Source organism: Streptomyces sp. NPDC031365 (genome assembly GCF_055569765.1).
On sequence record NZ_JBVIIM010000003.1, the window covers coordinates 38486 to 56614 of the forward strand.

Annotated in this window: 20 protein-coding genes and 1 pseudogene; 7 read left to right on the forward strand and 14 right to left on the reverse strand. The window is 69.3% G+C overall.

Going from position 1 to position 18129, the window contains the following annotated elements:
• Positions 1-159: 159 nt before the first annotated feature.
• A complete protein-coding gene (locus tag ACZ5C2_RS05280) occupies positions 160-1881 on the reverse strand; it encodes a glycoside hydrolase family 6 protein (protein WP_468786776.1) in 1722 nt (573 codons plus the stop codon).
• Between the two features lie 493 nt (positions 1882-2374).
• On the opposite strand from ACZ5C2_RS05280, the gene ACZ5C2_RS05285 reads away from it, so the two are divergent.
• The 4 genes from ACZ5C2_RS05285 (at position 2375) to ACZ5C2_RS05300 (ending at position 9415) form a co-directional block, all read left to right on the forward strand.
• Complete coding sequence (locus tag ACZ5C2_RS05285) at positions 2375-5290, forward strand: glycoside hydrolase family 48 protein (RefSeq protein WP_468786778.1); 2916 nt, start codon at positions 2375-2377, stop codon at positions 5288-5290.
• A 142-nt stretch (positions 5291-5432) separates the two neighbouring features.
• Complete coding sequence (locus ACZ5C2_RS05290; protein WP_468786780.1) at positions 5433-8078, forward strand: cellulose binding domain-containing protein; 2646 nt, start codon at positions 5433-5435, stop codon at positions 8076-8078.
• Positions 8079-8273: 195 nt separating this feature from the next.
• Positions 8274-8999, forward strand: a complete 726-nt coding sequence (locus tag ACZ5C2_RS05295; protein ID WP_468786782.1) for a Type 1 glutamine amidotransferase-like domain-containing protein — start codon at positions 8274-8276, stop codon at positions 8997-8999.
• A gap of 47 nt (positions 9000-9046) precedes the next feature.
• Positions 9047-9415 carry a hypothetical protein gene (locus tag ACZ5C2_RS05300; protein WP_468786784.1) on the forward strand — a complete coding sequence of 123 codons (369 nt, stop codon included), beginning with the start codon at positions 9047-9049 and terminating at the stop codon, positions 9413-9415.
• Between the two features lies 1 nt (position 9416).
• Here ACZ5C2_RS05300 and ACZ5C2_RS05305 read toward each other — a convergent pair.
• Both ACZ5C2_RS05305 and ACZ5C2_RS05310 read right to left on the reverse strand, forming a co-directional pair.
• Positions 9417-9524, reverse strand: a pseudogene (locus tag ACZ5C2_RS05305) (rhamnogalacturonan lyase family protein); the annotation flags it as partial.
• Between the two features lie 191 nt (positions 9525-9715).
• Complete coding sequence (locus tag ACZ5C2_RS05310) at positions 9716-9937, reverse strand: hypothetical protein (RefSeq protein WP_468786786.1); 222 nt, start codon at positions 9935-9937, stop codon at positions 9716-9718.
• Positions 9938-10673: 736 nt separating this feature from the next.
• Here ACZ5C2_RS05310 and ACZ5C2_RS05315 point away from each other — a divergent pair.
• The gene (locus tag ACZ5C2_RS05315; protein ID WP_468786788.1) at positions 10674-10919 is read left to right on the forward strand and encodes a winged helix-turn-helix domain-containing protein; all 246 of its coding nucleotides are present in this window, start codon (positions 10674-10676) and stop codon (positions 10917-10919) included.
• Positions 10920-10952: 33 nt separating this feature from the next.
• Positions 10953-11132, forward strand: coding sequence for a hypothetical protein (locus tag ACZ5C2_RS05320; protein ID WP_468786790.1), 180 nt, complete (start codon positions 10953-10955; stop codon positions 11130-11132).
• 82 nt (positions 11133-11214) lie between these two features.
• Here the strand turns inward: ACZ5C2_RS05320 and ACZ5C2_RS05325 are convergent, their stop codons facing one another.
• Both ACZ5C2_RS05325 and ACZ5C2_RS05330 read right to left on the reverse strand, forming a co-directional pair.
• The gene (locus ACZ5C2_RS05325) at positions 11215-11358 is read right to left on the reverse strand and encodes a hypothetical protein (protein WP_468786792.1); all 144 of its coding nucleotides are present in this window, start codon (positions 11356-11358) and stop codon (positions 11215-11217) included.
• 20 nt (positions 11359-11378) lie between these two features.
• Positions 11379-11573, reverse strand: coding sequence for a hypothetical protein (locus ACZ5C2_RS05330; RefSeq protein ID WP_468786794.1), 195 nt, complete (start codon positions 11571-11573; stop codon positions 11379-11381).
• Positions 11574-11632: 59 nt separating this feature from the next.
• Here ACZ5C2_RS05330 and ACZ5C2_RS05335 point away from each other — a divergent pair, with 59 nt between their 5' ends.
• The gene (locus tag ACZ5C2_RS05335; protein ID WP_468786796.1) at positions 11633-11848 is read left to right on the forward strand and encodes a hypothetical protein; all 216 of its coding nucleotides are present in this window, start codon (positions 11633-11635) and stop codon (positions 11846-11848) included.
• A gap of 413 nt (positions 11849-12261) precedes the next feature.
• On the opposite strand, the gene ACZ5C2_RS05340 is transcribed toward ACZ5C2_RS05335, so the two are convergent.
• The 9 genes from ACZ5C2_RS05340 to ACZ5C2_RS05380 all read right to left on the reverse strand — a co-directional run bounded on the left by ACZ5C2_RS05340 (position 12262) and on the right by ACZ5C2_RS05380 (position 18086).
• Positions 12262-13155 carry a hypothetical protein gene (locus ACZ5C2_RS05340; RefSeq protein WP_468786798.1) on the reverse strand — a complete coding sequence of 298 codons (894 nt, stop codon included), beginning with the start codon at positions 13153-13155 and terminating at the stop codon, positions 12262-12264.
• 2 nt (positions 13156-13157) lie between these two features.
• The gene (locus ACZ5C2_RS05345) at positions 13158-13730 is read right to left on the reverse strand and encodes a recombinase family protein (protein WP_468786800.1); all 573 of its coding nucleotides are present in this window, start codon (positions 13728-13730) and stop codon (positions 13158-13160) included.
• A 424-nt stretch (positions 13731-14154) separates the two neighbouring features.
• A complete protein-coding gene (locus ACZ5C2_RS05350) occupies positions 14155-15111 on the reverse strand; it encodes a 3'-5' exonuclease (protein ID WP_468786802.1) in 957 nt (318 codons plus the stop codon).
• Positions 15112-15350: 239 nt separating this feature from the next.
• On the reverse strand, positions 15351-15509 hold the full coding sequence (locus ACZ5C2_RS05355) for a hypothetical protein (RefSeq protein ID WP_468786804.1): 159 nt from the start codon (positions 15507-15509) through the stop codon (positions 15351-15353).
• Positions 15510-15512: 3 nt separating this feature from the next.
• The gene (locus ACZ5C2_RS05360; protein WP_468786806.1) at positions 15513-15875 is read right to left on the reverse strand and encodes a hypothetical protein; all 363 of its coding nucleotides are present in this window, start codon (positions 15873-15875) and stop codon (positions 15513-15515) included.
• On the reverse strand, positions 15872-16312 hold the full coding sequence (locus ACZ5C2_RS05365) for a hypothetical protein (protein WP_468786808.1): 441 nt from the start codon (positions 16310-16312) through the stop codon (positions 15872-15874). The genes ACZ5C2_RS05360 and ACZ5C2_RS05365 overlap by 4 nt, the downstream gene beginning before the upstream one ends.
• On the reverse strand, positions 16313-16684 hold the full coding sequence (locus ACZ5C2_RS05370; RefSeq protein ID WP_468786810.1) for a hypothetical protein: 372 nt from the start codon (positions 16682-16684) through the stop codon (positions 16313-16315).
• Entirely contained in the window at positions 16681-17235 is a 555-nt protein-coding gene (locus ACZ5C2_RS05375) for a 3'-5' exoribonuclease domain-containing protein (RefSeq protein WP_468786812.1), read from the reverse strand. Before ACZ5C2_RS05375 ends, ACZ5C2_RS05370 begins: the two co-directional genes overlap by 4 nt.
• On the reverse strand, positions 17232-18086 hold the full coding sequence (locus tag ACZ5C2_RS05380; protein WP_468786814.1) for a peptidoglycan recognition protein family protein: 855 nt from the start codon (positions 18084-18086) through the stop codon (positions 17232-17234). Before ACZ5C2_RS05380 ends, ACZ5C2_RS05375 begins: the two co-directional genes overlap by 4 nt.
• Between the last annotated feature and the right edge of the window lie 43 nt (positions 18087-18129).

Below are 18129 nucleotides of genomic sequence, written 5' to 3' on the forward strand. Positions count from 1 at the left end.
CCCTCAGACCCACCACCCCGTTTCCCTCCCCTCCCCCCCAACCTTGCTGTCCTGGAAGGGCTTGAAGCAGAACGGGGGGGGGGGGGGGGGGGGCCCCCCCCCCCCCCCCGCGCCCCCCCCCCCCCCCCCCCCCCCCCCCCCGGACCGGTGCTCAGCCCGTCACGACAGCGGCGGGTAGGCGTTCTTCATGAGCTCCTGGAACTGGGCGGAGAACCAGTGCCCGGAGATGGGGGCGTTGGGCAGCGCCCCCGACATGTTGTCGTTGTTGCGCGGGTTGCCTTCGTATGTCGGGTCGCACATCCGGTCGAAGCCCTTGCCCTCGTCGTTGTCGATGGCCTCGCTCGACCCGTCGGACTCGCCCGGGGGCTTCATCCACACGTAGGCGTCGATCCCCGCCTCCGGGGAGGCCTGGGGCCGCTCGCCGAGTCCCGCACCCGACTGGTTGCACCAGTTGCCGGTGTTGAAGCGACGGTCGTAGCGGCCACCGTCGACGTAGGTGTCCACGCTGGTGGTGGCGCCGGGACCGGTGGGCCGGTCCGTACCGCCCCAGCCGTTGCGGGAGGTGTCGATCAGCATGCCGATACCGGAGTCGAAGCCGAGGGAGACCAGTTCCTCGCGCAGCGCCTGGGCGTACGACAGCTCGTCGACGTAGCGGTTCCAGCTGACCCAGGTCGACTCGCGCACCGACTTGCCGGCCACGTTGTCGTTGATGGAGAAGTTCTCCTCCTTCAGGGCGCTGTAGTTGGCCGTGTTGGCGATGAAGCCGTGCACATCCGCGACGGTCGCGCCCTCGGCGTTCGCGGCCTGCCGGAACAGCTCCGCCGAGGGGCCGAAGTTGTCGTCCCAGCCCAGCCAGCCGTGGTGGCCGGCATCCACGTAGTTGTAGACGTTGGGGGCGTCGCCGAGCTTGTTCAGGGCGTAGCCGACGCCCTTCACGTAGTTGCCGTTGGCCTTCATGACGTCGCAGTTCTCCGTGGCGGTGGCCCGCGGACTGACGTTGGTGACCAGGTTGGGCAGGGAGTCGATCTCGACCGTGGTGACGATCCGCAGGTCGGCGTACTTCGGGTCGGAGAGGATCTCCGCGATCGGGTCGATGTACTCGGTCTTGTAGCGGTCGATCTCCGTCGGGCCGAGCTCGCCGTTGGAGGCGAGGGCGGCACAGTCACGGCCGGGCAGGTTGTAGATGACGACCTGGAAGACCAGTTCGCCGGAACCCTTCTGGGTCAGCGCCTCGTCGAGGTGCTCACGCAGGCTCATTTTGCCGTTGGCGCCGTTGATGGCCGCGATGCGATCCATCCAGACACCGGTGGGCTCGTCGGCGATGCGGTCGCCCCCCGGCTCGGCGGCGGCGTTCGCGGACCACTCGGGGTTCACGTACACCTGGGCGCCGTCGTAGGGGTTGTCGACCCGCTCGCCCTCGGCCGGCGGATCGGTCGGGTCCGGCGGATCGGTCGGGCCACCGGAGTCGACGTTGCAGGTCACACCGTCCAGGGTGAAGGTGGCGGGGACCGCGTTGCTGCCGCTGTAGGTGCCCTGGAAGCCGAAGGTGGCCGAACTGCCGGTGGCGAGCGTGCCGTTGTAGGACTCGTTGGCGGCGGTGACGTTCGCGCCGGACTGGGTGACCTTGGCGTTCCAGCCGCTGGTGACCCTCTGGTTGCCGGCGTAGGACCAGTTCACCGCCCACGACGACTTGGCGGCGCCGTTGTTGGTGACCGTCACGGAGGCGGTGAAGCCGGTGTCCCACTGGTTCTGCACCTGGTAGTCCACGGTGCAGGGGACGGCGGCCGCGCCGACATCGCCGGGGACGGCGGCCATCGCCGTTCCGGCGGCGCCTGCGACCAGCGCCGTGGCGGCGAGGAGCGCGGTTCTGGTGCGACTCATGGTGCGGGTTTCCTATCCGTAGGGGGCTGTCCTTCTGGGCGCGCGCAGACGATCGCGCGGCCTGGTGCCTTACGGGGTGGGAGTGCCGTTCAGACCTGGTCGGGACAGGCCTGCCGATGCCGGCCGGGAGTTTCGGGCAGCACGGACGGCGGGTGGATCCCACGGGAACGAGCGGCCCCGCGTCAGGTGCTCCACACAGGCACGGGGGTGGCTAAAAGTACTGAACGCGGGGGGTGGCGCATGAGCGACTCCTTGCAGCTCGGACGCGTCGTGACGAACGCGTCGACTGATGGAACCGCTCCCACTGGTGCTCTTGAAGTTAGCGCCAAGTGACGGCGAAGAACAGAGGAACTACTGACTTTCACCCCACTCGGATCGTCGAATCTTTTCGATTCTCCACAAGGCTTGACCGTTCACCACCCCGTCCTCACTATGGGAGCGCTCCCACTGGTTCAAGGCTTGACTTCACCGAGTCGCAGGAGGAACCAGCACCATGCATCCCCCACCCAGAAGACGCAACGGCTTACGGCGGCTGCTGACGGCCGCCGCGGCGGCTCTGGCGCTGCCGCTGACGATGCTCTCGACCGGCTCGACTCCCGCTCAGGCGGCCGCTGTGCAGTGCAGCGTCGACTACAGGGCGAACGACTGGGGCTCCGGATTCACCGCGGAGCTCACCGTCACCAACCGCGGTACGGACGCCATCGACGGCTGGACCCTGACGTACGACTACTCGGGCAACCAGAAGCTGGTGAACGGCTGGAACGGCACCTGGTCGCAGTCCGGTGCGACCGTGACCGTGAAGGACGCCGGGTACAACGCCCGGATCGCCGCCGGCGCCGCCGTCACGACCGGCGGCCAGTTCACCTACAGCGGCAGCAACACCGCTCCCACGTCCTTCGCGGTCAACGGCACCACCTGCGCCGGCGCCCATCAGCCGCCGATCACCGTGCTGACCAGCCCGGAGGCCGGCGCCGTCTACACGCAGGGCGAGACGGTCCCGCTCGCGGCCACCGCCGCGGCGGCCGACGAGGCGACGATCACCGAGGTGGAGTTCTACGACGACACCGAGCTGCTGGGCACCGACACCAGCGCTCCCTTCACCCTGTCGGTCGCCGGCTTGAGCGTGGGCAGTCATTCGTTGGTGGCGAAGGCGTACGACAGCATGGGTGCCTCCGCGAGCTCGACCCCGGTGGGCATCACGGTCGCCTCGGGCCCGGCCGTGGTCGCCACCCCGTCCCAACTGGGCATCCAGCAAGGTGAGTCGGACTCCTTCGAGGTGAAGCTGTCCAAGCAGCCGAGCGCGAACGTGACCGTCACGACGTCGCGGGCGAGCGGCAACTCGGGCCTGTCGGTGTCCGCCGGCGACTCGCTCACCTTCACGCCCTCCAACTGGAACACCGCGCAGAGCGTGACGATCGCCGCCGACGACTCCGGCAGCGGCTCGGCCGTCTTCGAGTCCTCGGCACCCGGCCACGCCAAGGCGGCGGTCACGGTGACCCAGCTGGGCGCGGCGAAGACGTACGACGCGCGCTTCCTGGAGCTGTACGGGAAGATCACCGACCCGGCCAACGGCTACTTCTCTCCCGAGGGCATCCCGTACCACTCGGTCGAGACGCTGATCGTCGAGGCGCCGGACCACGGTCACGAGACGACTTCGGAGGCGTACAGCTACCTGCTGTGGCTCCAGGCGATGTACGGCAAGGTGACCGGTGACTGGTCGAGGTTCAACGAGGCCTGGGACATCATGGAGCAATACATGATCCCCACCCACGCCGACCAGGCGACCAGCTCCTTCTACGACCCCTCGAAGCCGGCGACCTACGCGCCCGAGCACGACACGCCGAACGAGTACCCGTCACAGCTCGACTCCAATGTCTCCGTCGGCTCCGACCCGATCGCCGCCGAGCTGAAGAGCGCGTACGGCACGGACGACGTCTACGGCATGCACTGGCTGCAGGACGTCGACAACGTCTACGGCTACGGCAACGAGCCCGGCGAGTGCGAGGCCGGCCCGACCGCGACCGGACCGTCGTACATCAACACCTTCCAGCGCGGCGCGCAGGAGTCGGTGTGGGAGACGGTTCCGCAGCCGACCTGTGACGCCTTCGAGTACGGCGGGCCCAACGGCTACCTGGACCTGTTCACCAAGGACGCCTCGTACGCCAAGCAGTGGAAGTTCACCAACGCCCCGGACGCCGACGCGCGTGCCGTGCAGGCCGCGTACTGGGCGGACCTGTGGGCCGGGGAGCAGGGCAAGGACGGGGAGATCGCCGACACCGTCGCCAAGGCGGCGAAGATGGGCGACTACCTGCGCTACTCCATGTATGACAAGTACTTCAAGAAGGTCGGCAACTGCACCAGCACCTCCTGCCCGGCCGGCACCGGCAAGGACGCCTCGCACTACCTGATGTCCTGGTACTACGCCTGGGGCGGCGCCACCGACGCCTCGGCGGGCTGGGCCTGGCGCATCGGATCCAGCCACGCGCACGGCGGCTACCAGAACCCCCTCGCCGCGTACGCGCTCAGCTCCTACCCGGACCTGAAGCCGAAGTCGTCGACGGGCGCCGCGGACTGGGGCAAGTCCCTCGACCGGCAGCTGGAGTTCTACCGCTGGCTGCAGTCCGACGAGGGTGCCATCGCGGGCGGCGCGACCAACAGCTGGGGCGGCCGGTACGCGGCACCGCCGGCCGGGACGCCGACGTTCTACGGCATGCACTACGACGAGAAGCCGGTGTACCACGACCCGCCGTCCAACCAGTGGTTCGGCTTCCAGGCGTGGTCCATGGAGCGGGTCGCCGAGTACTACCAGCAGACGGGTGACGCCGACGCCAAGGTCGTCCTCGACAAGTGGGTCGACTGGGCGCTGTCGGAGACCACGGTCAACCCGGACGGCTCGTTCCTGATGCCGTCGACGCTCCAGTGGTCGGGGCAGCCCGACACCTGGAACTCCTCGTCCCCGGGCGACAACGGCGACCTGCACGTCACGGTCGCGGACTACACCAACGACGTCGGTGTGGCGGCGGCCTACGCCAAGACACTGACGTACTACGCCGACCGCTCCGGTGACACCGAGGCGGCGTCCACGGCGAAGGCGCTGCTGGACGGCATGTGGGAGAACAACCAGGACGCACTCGGCATCGCCGTCCCGGAGACCCGCGCCGACTACAACCGCTTCGACGACCCGGTGTACGTCCCCAGCGGCTGGAGCGGCACCATGCCGAACGGCGACACGATCGACTCGTCGTCGACCTTCGCCTCGATCCGGTCCTTCTACCAGGACGACCCGGCCTGGTCGAAGATCGAGAGTTACCTCGAGGGCGGCGCCGCGCCCACGTTCACGTACCACCGGTTCTGGGCCCAGGCCGACATCGCCCTGGCCATGGGCTCGTACGCGGAGCTCCTCGAATAGCCCCCGCCGGCGCTTCGCGTACCGGTCCCGGCACCTGACGCCGGGGCCACCAACCGGCCGGGCGGCCCTCTCGCGCACGGAGGGCCGCCCGGTCCTCGCACGCTCCCTCCCCCTCCCCTCCCCCATGAGGAAGGAACGCACCGTGCGAAGAACCCGTATCCTCACCGTCGTGCTCGCGCTGGCGGCCGGTCTGCTCGCGGGCGGCCCGCCCGCCCTGGCCGCCGGCGCCCCGGAGCCGGCCACCCGCCTCGCCGCCGACACCTACACCTGGAAGAACGCGCGCATCGACGGCGGCGGCTTTGTGCCCGGCATCGTCTTCAACCGCGCCGAGAAGGACCTGGCATACGCCCGCACCGACATCGGCGGCGCCTACCGCTGGCAGCAGTCGAGCAAGACCTGGACCCCGCTGCTCGACTCGGTCGGCTGGGACCACTGGGGGCACACGGGCGTGGTGAGCCTGGCGTCCGATCCGGTCGACCCCGACCGGGTGTACGCGGCGGTCGGCACGTACACCAACGACTGGGACCCGGGCAACGGCGCGGTGCTGCGCTCCGCCGACCGGGGCGCGAGCTGGCAGAAGGCGGATCTGCCGTTCAAGCTGGGCGGCAACATGCCGGGGCGGGGCATGGGCGAACGCCTCGCCGTCGACCCCCACGACAACGACGTGCTGTACCTGGGCGCGCCCAGCGGCCACGGGCTCTGGCGGTCGACCGACGCGGGTGCCACCTGGGCGGAGGTGACCGCCTTTCCCAACCCCGGGAACTACGCGCAGGATCCGGGCGACACGTCCGGGTACGCGTCCGACAACCAGGGCATCGTCTGGGTCACCTTCGACGAGTCGACGGGCCGTGCGGGCAGCGCGACGAAGACGGTCTACGTCGGGGTCGCCGACAAGGAGAACGCCGTGTACCGGTCGACGGACGCGGGCGCGACCTGGCAGCGGATCGCCGGGCAGCCCACCGGCTACCTGGCACACAAGGGCGTGCTGGACGCGGAGAACGGCTTCCTCTACCTCGCGTACAGCGATACGGGCGGCCCGTACGACGGGGGCAAGGGCCGTCTGTACCGGTACGCGACGGCGACCGGCGTCTGGACGGACATCAGCCCGGTGGCGGAGGCCGACACCTACTACGGCTTCAGCGGTCTGACCGTGGACCGGCAGAACCCGGGCACGGTGATGGCGACGGCGTACAGCTCCTGGTGGCCGGACACCCAGATCTTCCGCTCGACGGACAGGGGCGGCACATGGACGCAGGCGTGGAGCTACACGGCGTACCCGGACCGCGAGAACCGCTACACGATGGACGTCTCGTCCTCACCCTGGCTGACCTGGGGCGCGAACCCGTCCCCGCCGGAACGGACGCCGAAGCTGGGCTGGATGACGGAGGCGCTGGAGATCGACCCGTTCGACCCGGACCGGATGATGTACGGGACGGGGGCGACGATCTACGGCACGGAGAACCTGACGAACTGGGACGACGACACGTCGTTCACCATCAGGCCGATGGTGCGGGGCCTGGAGGAGACGGCCGTCAACGACCTCGTCTCTCCCCCGTCGGGCGCGCCGCTGATCAGCGCCCTCGGTGACATCGGTGGCTTCCGGCACACGGACCTCACCACCGTGCCGCCGATGATGTTCACCCAGCCGAACTTCACGTCGACGACCAGTCTGGACTTCGCCGAGTCGAACCCGGACATCGTGGTCCGGTCCGGCAACCTGGACTCGGGCCCGCACATCGCGTTCTCCACGGACAACGGCGCCAACTGGTTCGCCGGGACGGACCCTTCCGGCGTGAGCGGCGGCGGCACGGTCGCGGCGGCGGCCGACGGCAGCCGCTTCGTGTGGAGTCCGCAGGGCGCCGGCGTGCACCACGCGACCGGGTTCGGCACGTCCTGGTCGGCGTCGAGCGGCATCCCGGCGGGCGCGGTCGTCGAATCCGACCGCGAGGACCCGTCCACCTTCTACGGCTTCAAGTCCGGCACGTTCTACATCAGTACGGACGGCGGCGCGACCTTCGAGGCCTCGTCCGCGACGGGACTGCCGAGCGGCGACAGCGTGCGCTTCAAGGCGCTCCCGGGGGCGAAGGGCGATGTCTGGCTGGCGGGCGGCGCGAACGACGGACCGTACGGCCTGTGGCACTCCACGGACTCGGGAGCGACGTTCACGAAGCTGCCGGGTGTCGACGAGGCCGACACCGTCGGCTTCGGCAAGGCGGCACCGGGCGCCTCGTACCCGACCCTGTTCACCAGCGCGGAGATCGACGGCGTGCGCGGCATCTTCCGCTCCACGGACCGGGGCACGACCTGGACCCGCGTCAACGACGACGCCCACCAGTGGGGCTGGACCGGCGCGGCGATCACCGGTGACCCGCGGGTCTTCGGCCGTGTGTACGTGGCGACCAACGGCCGCGGCGTGATCTACGGCGACACGTCCGACACGGCCCCCGGTCCCGACCCGGACCCGTCCGGCACGTGCGAGGTGACGTACGGGATCACCAATCAGTGGTCCGATGGCTTCCAGGCCGACGTCCGGCTCACCAACACGGGCCCGGCCCCCTGGAACGGCTGGTCCCTCACCTGGTCCTTCCCGGACGGTCAGAGGATCTCCCAGCTCTGGAACGCGTCCCATTCCCAGTCGGGTTCGGCGGTGACCGTACGCAATACCGACTGGAACGGCGCGGTGGCCGCGGGCGCGTCGGCCGCGTTCGGCTTCACGGCGACCCGCTCGACGGCGAACGCGGTGCCCACCTCCTTCGAGCTGGGTGGCCGGCCCTGCGTGGTGCGCTGAGGATCCGCCGGTGGAGAATGATCCCTCCACTCCACCGGCGACAGCGAGGGAGCACCGGGTGTCCGGACGGATCATCCTGCCGAACGACACGTCGAGTTCGGGCAGGTCCAGCGTCGCCCGTGAAGTGCTGCGCACACTGGCGAACCGTACGTCCACATGCCCGTGGCCTCCTTCCGATCCGGGAATGGTCGGGCGATGACCCGGGACGTCGGCGTACCCGCACGGCGCCTGGCCCTCCTCGGCGGAGGTTTTTCCACCGACGAAGACGGGCTGCTGGACGACTGGCTGCTCGGTCATGCCCGTGGGCGCCGGCCCAAGGTGTGCTTCGTGCCGACGGCCAGTGGGGACGCCCCCGCGTATGTCGAGAAGTTCCTCGACGCGTTCGGGGCACGGGCTTGTGAGCCGTCCGTGCTGCCCCTGTTCCGGCGGGAGTTCGACGACGAGGCGCTGCGGGACTGCCTGCTGGCCCAGGACGTCGTGTACGTGGGGGGCGGCAACACCGCCAATCTGCTGGCCGTCTGGCGCGTGCACGGCGTGGACCGTCTGATGCGGGAGGCATACGAGCGCGGGACGCTGCTGTGCGGGATCAGCGCCGGGGCCAACTGCTGGGCCGAGGGGTCGCACACCGACTCGTTCGGCCGGTTGACGTATCTGACGGACGGGCTGGGACTGTTGCCCGGGTCGGTGTGTCCGCACTACGACAGCGAACCCGGCCGCAGGGACTCGTACCGGAGGGCCGTGGCGGGCGGCATGCTGCCCGGCGGATGGGCCGTGGAGGACGGAGTGGGGGCGCTGTTCACGGACGGGCGGCTCGACGAGGCCGTGACGCGGGCCCCCGGAGCCCGGCTGTACCGGGTGGTGGCGGACCGGGGTGGTGACGCGGCCGAGCGGGCCCTGGGGTGCCGTCCGCTCGGACGGTGACCGGAAGTACAGTTCCAGACTGTCGTCCCACCAAGAAGGGCATGCCCATGACCAAGCTGCTGAGACCCGTGCTCGTCGCCGCCCTCCTGGCCACGGCCACCGCCTGCGGCACGGAACCCGTGCCGGGCGACGGCCCGGCGGTCGCCGCGCCCAGCACCGTCGGCACCGCTCCCCCGGCCGACTCCACACCGGTCACGGCGAGCATGCCCGATGTGCTCGGTGGCAACGCCGGGCGTGCGCACGAGCAGATGGGTGCCGAGCTCGACATGGTCTTCGAGGACGCGAGCGGGCAGGGCCGTCCGGTGGACGACCCTGCCGAGTGGAAGATCTGCGACTCCCGGCCGGGGCCTCACCAGCAGATGACCGAGTACCCGGTGGTCTTCGATGTGGTGCGGGTCTCCGAGAGCTGCGCGTAGCTCAGGGGGCGAAGACCGCCGGCCTGGGCGGGGTCGGCATGTCGGCGCCTATGAAGAAGCCGGTGTGCGGGGGCTGGTTGTAGGCGGTGTTCTGCCACGACAGGGAGGTGCCACCTGGGGGCGAGATCGAGCGAAGACGCTTCCGGCCTCTGATCTGGTGGTTTCTAGTGGCCGTGAATGGTGCGGGGTGGTGGCGAGTGGCCTTCTTGACTCTCCCCGAACACTCCCCGCGCGGTCCCGCTCCCCAGATTCTCCCCAACGCCAGACCTCCTGTGACGGCTCCGAGCTGCGCGGAGAGGGCTATTCGGCGGGCTGGCAGTTGCCCGCCGAGCGACTACCCGACTCGCGCTTCATGTCCTCCAGCGCGAGGCTGCAGTCGACGCAGGCGCGCACCTCGTGGCCACCGTTGCCGGGAAGGAGGATCAGAGCGACCGCCGCCGTCGGCACCTCCCCCCTGCTGGGATGCCGGAAGCAGACGCCGTCTGCCCAGTCATAGCGGGCGAGGATCTGCAGTCTCTCCATCGGGCGCTCCTTGAGTCGACCGGCTGTAAGCGTGAGGGGTGGCAGCGCCCTGGTGCCCCGGTTGCGCACCCGGATGCACTTCTGACCTTTGATTCACCCTTTCAGGTGAACGTGCGTTCGATTCACGGACACTACCTAGAGCCCTGCGGCATATGCCACCACAGGGCTGCGGGGGTGGGGGGTTAGATGGTGCTCGCTCCACGAGCGGAGCCGCTTCCTGACTGCACTTATAGAAGTCGAGTCAACAACAAGTTGATCAGCAAAGAAAGGGTGTCCGGCGCATCTATCTGTGCGGATTGTGCGCACCCGGTGTGTTTCTGTGACCGGCCGTTGAGGCTTTGGCCTGGGCTTTAGGATTCCCGCATCCTGTCCATGCCCGCATTGGCGAGCTCCTGGAAAGCCCCGTACAGGAGCTCAGCAGCCTCGCAAGGACTGCCGTCGACGCGCCGACAGGCGGGGCACAGGTGCAGCGAATGCTCGACGTAGGCACCCCACGCTTCCTGTACAGGGCTGAGGCGGATGCCGGCGGCGACGGGAGGCCGTCTTCCGGGTACGGGTGCGGGGTCCTTAGGCTCGTCCACGCTGACGGCTCCAGTTCGTCGGCCATGCCCCCGGGCCGTTGACGGCGGTCGCGGGGGTCCTGCAATTGCAGGGTACCGCTGCGGGATAGGCGGTATAGGTCGTATGGGCCGTCTGATCTCGCGTGTTCGGGTGGGTCCGCCTAGCGTCCGGGATCATGAGGTGGGAGCCGGAGATTCCGAGGTGGCGGCAGGTGTATGCCGTGATGTCGGAGCGCGTCCTCGACGGCACCTACCCGCCCGCGAGCAGGCTCCCCTCGGCGATGGCGGTGTGCGACGAGTTCGGCATCAGTCAGGTGACCGCGAAGCGCGTCCTGAAGGAGCTGCGGGCGGCCGGCCTGGCGGAGATGCAGCCGGGCATCGGCACGTTCGTCACCGAGCTGCCGCAGCCGCCGAAGTCGTAGGCGCCTGTCAGAGGGCGCGGATACGATTCGGGCATGTCTCCCGTCTCCCTGTCGCAGGGTCCTGCGCGGCCGTCTGCCGTCGTGAATGCGGAGATCCGCGCCCTGTTGGAGCGGACGCGGCGGCGGCTGTCGGATGTGGAGCGGGTCGAGTACGAGGAGTTGCTGCGGGAGTATGCGGCGGCCGTGCGCGCCGAGGTGACGACCGCGGCCTGACAGCAGTCCGCCCCCGTTCCGGTGCTGTACGGGCGGGGGCGGTGTCAGCACTGCGCCAGCATGGGCTGATAGTCGAACCAGCCTACGACGGCTCGCTGACAGTGTCGGGGCGTCGCGTCGACAGGACGTAGGTGCCGGGCTGCGGCGCGTGGGCGGGCTGCGGGACGCGGCGGCGGAGGATCTGCCGCAGGGCGCGGTCGCGGGACGGGTACGGGCGGACGCTCATGCGCACACCCTGCCAGACGATCACGGCTCCTCGGGCCACTCCGTCAACGTCTCGCCGGTCTCCTCATCAGCGAGGGTGACGCGTGCGCCGGGCTGCCCGTACTGGCCGACAAGACTCGCGAACTGCGTGCGGGCCACGGCCTCGCTCCCCCACCAGCCGTGCAGCGTCGGCCGGCCGTCGAGGGTGAGGGTGACGTGGTAGCGGTCGGGGTGCACGTCCCCAGCATGGCCCCTCCTGCCGCGCGTCCGCCCGCCGGGCCCTCCACCATGGCGTCATGGCTGCTGATCGCCCCGTCGTTGTGTACCCGCCCGACGAGGAGGGGGGTCGGCGTGTCCGTATCGACGGGCAGATCGCCGGCCGCGCCTACTCGGTGCAGGACGTCGCCGCGTTCATGCAGGAGGCCGGGCTGCAGAACTTCGACGAGATGGACGTCGTCCGCAGCACGCTGATCGAGTGGCGGGGCGGCGGGCCCGACGACTGGGCGCACTGACAGCGCGAGCGCCCGCTCTGGGGGAACGGGCGCTCGGGGTTCGGCGACCACGCCAGGCTGTCGCCACTGGGCACCGCGGACGGCGCGACAGGTGGGGCCGTTCGGAGTCTCAACGCCTCGGGATAGGACTTACGCCGCGTAGGGCTCCCCACCAGCCGCTGCGCCAGAGCAGCGAACGGCCCCGCACCCAGGATGCCAGACGGCCCGCCTCGACGGGGGTGCGAGACGGGCCCGCGGCCAGTGTGGCACGGAGGCTGACAGGACGGACGGCTTCCGCGTACCGTGTCCGGGCGGCCACCGTGTTCGCAACCACTTCGGTGGGGCCCTTCGGGGTGCACGGTGGCCGCACCTTTATGCTGACGCAGCGGCTCCCCGCCCACTTTCCCTGGGCGGGGAGCCGTACTGCTGTCGGCTCAGTCTTCGTCGTCGCTCCATCCGACAGCCTCGACACCGGACGAGTAGCCGCGCCCCGGCGTGATGACCCCGGTCGGGGCCCACCCGTCGTCGATGAACTTGCGGGCCACGTCGCCCGGCACCCAACGATCGCCGCGCGACGGATCGGACATCCACCCGGCCAGTTCGTCAGCCGTGGCAAACACAGGGCTGACCGGAGAGCCTTCGGACACGGTCTCCCACAGCTGCCAGCCGTAGCCGTTCGGCGGGTCGGTCGGTTCCCACGCCTCGGCTTCGGCGCGCTGCCCCTCGTACTTCTCGATGCTCCCGTGGCCCTTGCAGGTCGGGCACCGGGTCTCGACGCCTTCGCGCTCGCATCGGGCTTCGATCACCACGTGAGCGTTGATGCCGTCGTGCCCCATGCCGCGCAGTGACCACTCGTTGACCTCGGCGGCCGTCGGCGTGACGGGAGGGTTCTTGGGCTGCCAGCCCTTGCCGGGGACAACGACGTGGGTGAAGTCGTAGAGCCGTCCGCCGGCAACGAGTGCGTCGACGTCGTCCTGCGAGAGGTGGTGCGACCAACTGCCGTTGAACAGGTCGGCCAGCCGTTGCGCCTCACGGACGGTCGCTGCCTCGCCCGTGCCGTAGAAGTCGGGGGCGTTGGACTGGTTGCGCTCGGCGAAGGCGCGAACTGCCGGGCTGTCGTGCCTCCACGGTGTCGACCCGGTGCTGGTCGGGTCGAACGGCAGCTTGCCGTACCAGAGGTCGTACAGGTTCTGGGCCTGCGGCGAGTAGCCGTTCTTGCAGTCGGGGCAGGGTGTCTCGTCGAACTTGTCGGGGCTCAGGAACCCCTCCCAGATCTTGTTGAGCGGCCAGTCGAAGTCGAGCGGCACTCGTCGTACTTCACGCCCCATAGTCACTTCTCCCTTTCCAGGTACCGGTAGATGGTGGTGCGGGCGACGCCAAGCTCGTCGGCGATGTCCTGCACGGTGTGCTTGCGCTTGCCGTCGTCGCCGAGCTCGTCGTACATCTCCTGCGCGAGTTGGACCTGCCGCGGCTTGAGGGCCTGCTTGCGTCCGCCCTTGCGCCCGCGGGCCCGCGCAGCTTCGAGACCGTCGCGCGTGCGTTCCACGATCATCGCGTGCTCGAACTCTGCGATGGCGCCGAGGATCTGGAAGAACATGCGGCCGGCCGGGGTGCTGGTGTCGATGCCCTGGTCGATGACGACGAGGTTGACCTTCTGCTCGCGCAGCCGGTCGGACAGCTCGATGAGGTTCTTCAGGGAGCGGCCGAGCCGGTCGAGCTTGGTGATGACGAACTCGTCGCCTTCGCGGGCGGCGATGAGGGCCTTGTCGAGTTCGGGACGGGAGGCGAGCTTCCCGGAGGCCTTGTCGACGAAGATGCGGTCGCACTTGGCGGCGGTGAGTGCGTCCTCCTGCGCGTCTGGGTTCTGGTCGCGTGTGGAGACGCGGCCGTATCCGATTCTCATGGACCTAGCGTAGCAATTTCGAACCCTTTGCGCGACATAGTTGAGGACACGAGTATCCGTCACTCTCGCGCTGGGAAAACGGAGTTCAGGGTCGCCTCGTCGACAGTCGGTCGTTTGTGGACACAGCCCCGGCACCTGCCACACTCCCGCCCATGACGACATGCACCTCCTGCCGACAGGACTACAACGAGACGAACGACGGGGAGGTCAAGAGGCACACCGAGCCAGTGAACTGCTTGCAGACGGATCGATGCCGCCGCTGCTACGGGGCTCCGAGCTGCTACTTCTGCGAGGGCTGCTTCTGCTTCTGCACATCCCACTGACCGAGGCATGACGTAGGCCCCGCTTCCGAGGGGGAGCGGGGCCCGCGATACGGCATGTTATCGAGAGTCGGTCCGGACAACCGGGCACGCTTCCGGGCACGTTACGCGCTACCCGCCATCTCCTTGAGCACCTCGATGACGGCTCGGCAGTCGTCGGCTGCGCGGTGGCCGGCGCCGGGGAGCTTCTGCCACCGGTAGTCGCCTTGCCGGTACAGCGGCTCGTCGTCGCGCGCTTCGTAGTCCCACGTCCAGTCACCGCACCACTCGGCGTAGGCGACCATCGCGCAGTCCTCCCACGTCTGGGCGGCGAGCCAGGCTCGTGCGGCGGGGTGGATGCGTCGGCGCCCGTTGCGCGGCTTCTCCAGGTTCACGTAGCGGGCGCTGTAGTGGTGGTGGAGTTCTATGGCGAGGCGGCGTTTGTCGAAGTCCCGGTTGTAGATGATGGCCTTCCGGCCGTGTAGTGCCGTGGAGAGAGACACGAGCAGGTCGCTGAATGTGGGGGCCGTTGACACTGCGACGTCGGTGATGCCGTGGATGCGGGTCGCTTCGGCCGGCATCGACACCTGCGGGTTGACGAGGCTGTCGAGGAGCACCGTGCCGTCGACGCGGAGGACGGCAATGTCGACGATGCGCGACCCGTCGTGGAGGCCGGTGGTCTCCGTGTCGAGCACGACCGTGGCGGGGTCGTCGAGTACCTGCCGTGCCCACTTCGACGCGGCGTCGTGGTCCGCGCGGAACATTGCAGCCATCTCCTGGTCGCACCAGCCCTTGTGGATGCTGTCGCAGTGGGGGCAGGCGTGCTGCTTCCACCAGACCGCGCGTCCGGCGGCGAGCGCGGCGAGTTGGGCCGGGCTGGACTGAGGCTGCGGGCTGGTCTGCTCGAGCGTGTAGAGCGGGGCGTGGTGGTGGCGGGGCATGCAGTACAGCCACGCCTGCGGCTGGTTCTTTTGCCCGGGGCGGAGCCGTCGCCCGGCGCCTTGGAGTTGGGCGCGGGTCATGAGGCCGGCGGGTGTGCTGCCGGTGCTGTAGACGGGCAAGTCCTGGTAGGTGGCGGTCACGGCAGCTCCATGGCGTGAGTAGCGGGCGGCATCCCTGATGCTGCCCTGACGCTCGGATTGCTCGCAATACCCCTCAAGATATGCCTAGTTACCCCTATAGGGACGCGTGCGCGTGCAGGTATCTAGCGGCCTCCGAGCGCCGGGTAACGGCTTGGCAAAGACTCGCCAGGTGCTCACCTCTCAGGACACGACGAAGCGCCCCACTCCCCCGCCGTAGCGGGAGAGTGGGGCGCTGTCGTTCAGGCGGGTTCGTCCTCGGGTGGCCAGTCCGGCTCGAGGAACGGCCGTATCGCGGGCCGGGGCACGGGCGGGGGGTCTTCGCGGCCGAGGCGGACGAGGGTGCCGATGTCGGCGGCCGTGTCGTCGCGGCGCGGCCGGCGCTCGCGTGCTTCCGGCATGGGTCACACTCCAGTTCGGTTGTACTCATCCACCAGAGGATGGGCGGGTTCCGGCTCGATCCCCGCACGGTGCATCTGACGGGCCCACCGGTCCGTCGTCCACGCGAACGCCCTGACTACCTGCTCCAAGCGGGACATGCGTCCGCGCAGGTTGCCGTTCTCCTCGTCGACCCGGTGCACCGTCGCCTGGAGGACAGCGAGCTCGTGCGCGCGGGCCTGCGGTGCCGCCTGTATGGTCGCGACCGCTTCATCCGCGCGCGCTGTGGCCTGTGCCGCCCGGACGGTGGCGCGGGCGACGAACAGCCCGCCCCCTCCGAGGACACTGCCGGCGGCCCCGATGATTGCCGCCCACTCGCCCACGTTCATGCGGCCTTGCCTCTCCGGACGCGCGCGGGTGGGGGGACCGAGTATTCGGGCACCGCGCTCGCCCACAGAATCACCCCGACGTGACTCGTCAGGTACCAGACTGCGACGAAACCGCCGCGGGAGTAGTCGCCGGATACGACGGCGACGGTGTAGGCGGTGGCCCACACGGTGGGGGGTATGAACGCGGCGAGGAACCCTAGCCGGTCGCGGCCGATCCGCAGGAACGCGGAGCCGAAGGTGACGATGCCGCACACGATCCACAGCCAGGACCAGTGCCGTAGCGAGCAGATGTTGGTGAGGAGCTGGAGCCCTTGGTCATTGGGCGGGTCGACGAGGAAGCTGACGCCCCAGCAGGTTTTGCCGGTGCCGAGGATCGCGAGGAAGGCGCCGCGGCGGCCCAACGCCTTGTACAGCCGCCGGGCCGCACGGCACGGCATCTAGGCCGCCTTGACGACGCTCGACTGTTCGAGGCGCATGGCCGCGATCGGAGCCGTCACCTGGGGACGGACGATGAACAGAGCGACGAGACCCTCAATGGCGAGCATCCAGTTGGCCTGCTGCTCGGCGCTCATGTTCAGACCGAACGCCAGGTAGAGGGCGATGGCAGCGTGGCCCACGTTGACGAGCGCGGCGAACGCGGCGCCGGTCTTGAGGATGAATGCCTCGGCGACGGCGACGATGCAGGAGAGGAACACCATAACGGCGGCCTGCAGTTCGGCGGACATGTCCAGGCCGTAGGCGGAGCTGAGCTTGAGGGCGACCGCGATGAACGCAAGGATCGTCACCGGCTCGCGACCGAAGATCTTCATGAGGTTCTCGCTTCCTGTTCGGCGAGCCAGCGCCGCACGGTCTGGTTGTGGCGGGCATCTGCGAGAGCGTGGTGCTCTCCGGACGCCTGCTGCGGAAGTTCGTCCCAGGCGAAGCCGAGACGGGATCGCTCCTGCTGGATGTCGTGGGTGAACATGGGGACGCCCTCGGGAAGGTCGATCATGCGGCCCCAGAGCTGGGCAAGGCAGACGTGGTCGTAGGCGCCGTAGTTCGCCCAGAGTTGGACGTCCGGCCCGGCCGCGCGAATGAACTCGGCAACCTCAGCAGCGATGGTCGTCCGGTGCTTCACCCTGTGGTCGGCGTAGTGGAAGAGCCAACGCTTCGGCATGTGGATGCGCTGGTCGCCGTGTCCCTTGGGCAGCCCCGGGACGACGTTCTCCATCAGCCACTTGTGCTTGCGGATCTTCCGCACAGGCATGTCGCGGTTCACCGCGTAGTACTCGCGGCCGTCGTCGCACACCATGCCGATGGAGATCGGCTCGATGGTGCGGCCATCCTCGAGGAATTCGAGGTCGTAGTCGATGACGGTCACGCGGCGTCCGTTTCGGTGAGGGTTTCGCCGAGCCGCTCGAGTGCGGCGCGCGCCCCGGCTTCGGCGGCAGCCTGGATCTCGGCCGCGTCCAGCCCGCCGCCCTCAGCGAGCTGGGAGACGACGCCGGACAGGGCACCGACGGTGGCCTGCAACTCCTTGATGCGGCCGCGGCTTTCCCGGGCGACCTCGGTGGCGTGACGGAGGACGCTCTCGGGGGCCCACTCCGGGTTCTCCTTCGTCCCCCACGGCACGGCGAAGAAGCCATCCAGCTCCCACACCATGCGGGCGACCTTCCGTGCGTCGGCGTCGCTGATGGCCATGTCTTCCTCCTCGATGCTGGTGGGGCGCGAGGCCCCGCCCTTGACCCACGCGTAAACGGCGTCGCCAGGGCAGGCAGTGGCGTAGCCGTCGCGGTGCCCGCCGAGCCACGTGCCGGCCGGGCCCTCCTTGCGGCAGTACTCGATGGCGTCGCGGGCGCCGTGCAGCTGCGCGTCGGTCGGCCGGGTCAGTCCGGAGGAGCCGACCATCAGCAGCACCGCGTAGTCCTGGTTGTTCAGCGTGGTGTTGCCGTTCGCGCTGTTGCGGCGGCGCAGGCCACGTCCCTCGTACACGTAGCCGTGGGTGCAGACGGCGAAGCTGTAGCCGATGTCCGACCAGCCGTTACCGTCCATGTGCTGGGCTTGCAGCTGGCGGACGTAGTCGTCGCACTTGTCGTGGGTGCGGTCGCTGTACGGGGTGCCGAGGTAGTGGAGCTTCACCCCGCGGCGGCTGCCGCTGTACAGCGTGGCGCCGTTGGGGGTGCGGTAGGCGCGGGCCCCCCACCGGGATCGGGAGACGAGCTTCAGGGCCACGGCTCCCCCTTTCATGCGGAAGCCCCCGGCATGGCGGGGGCGG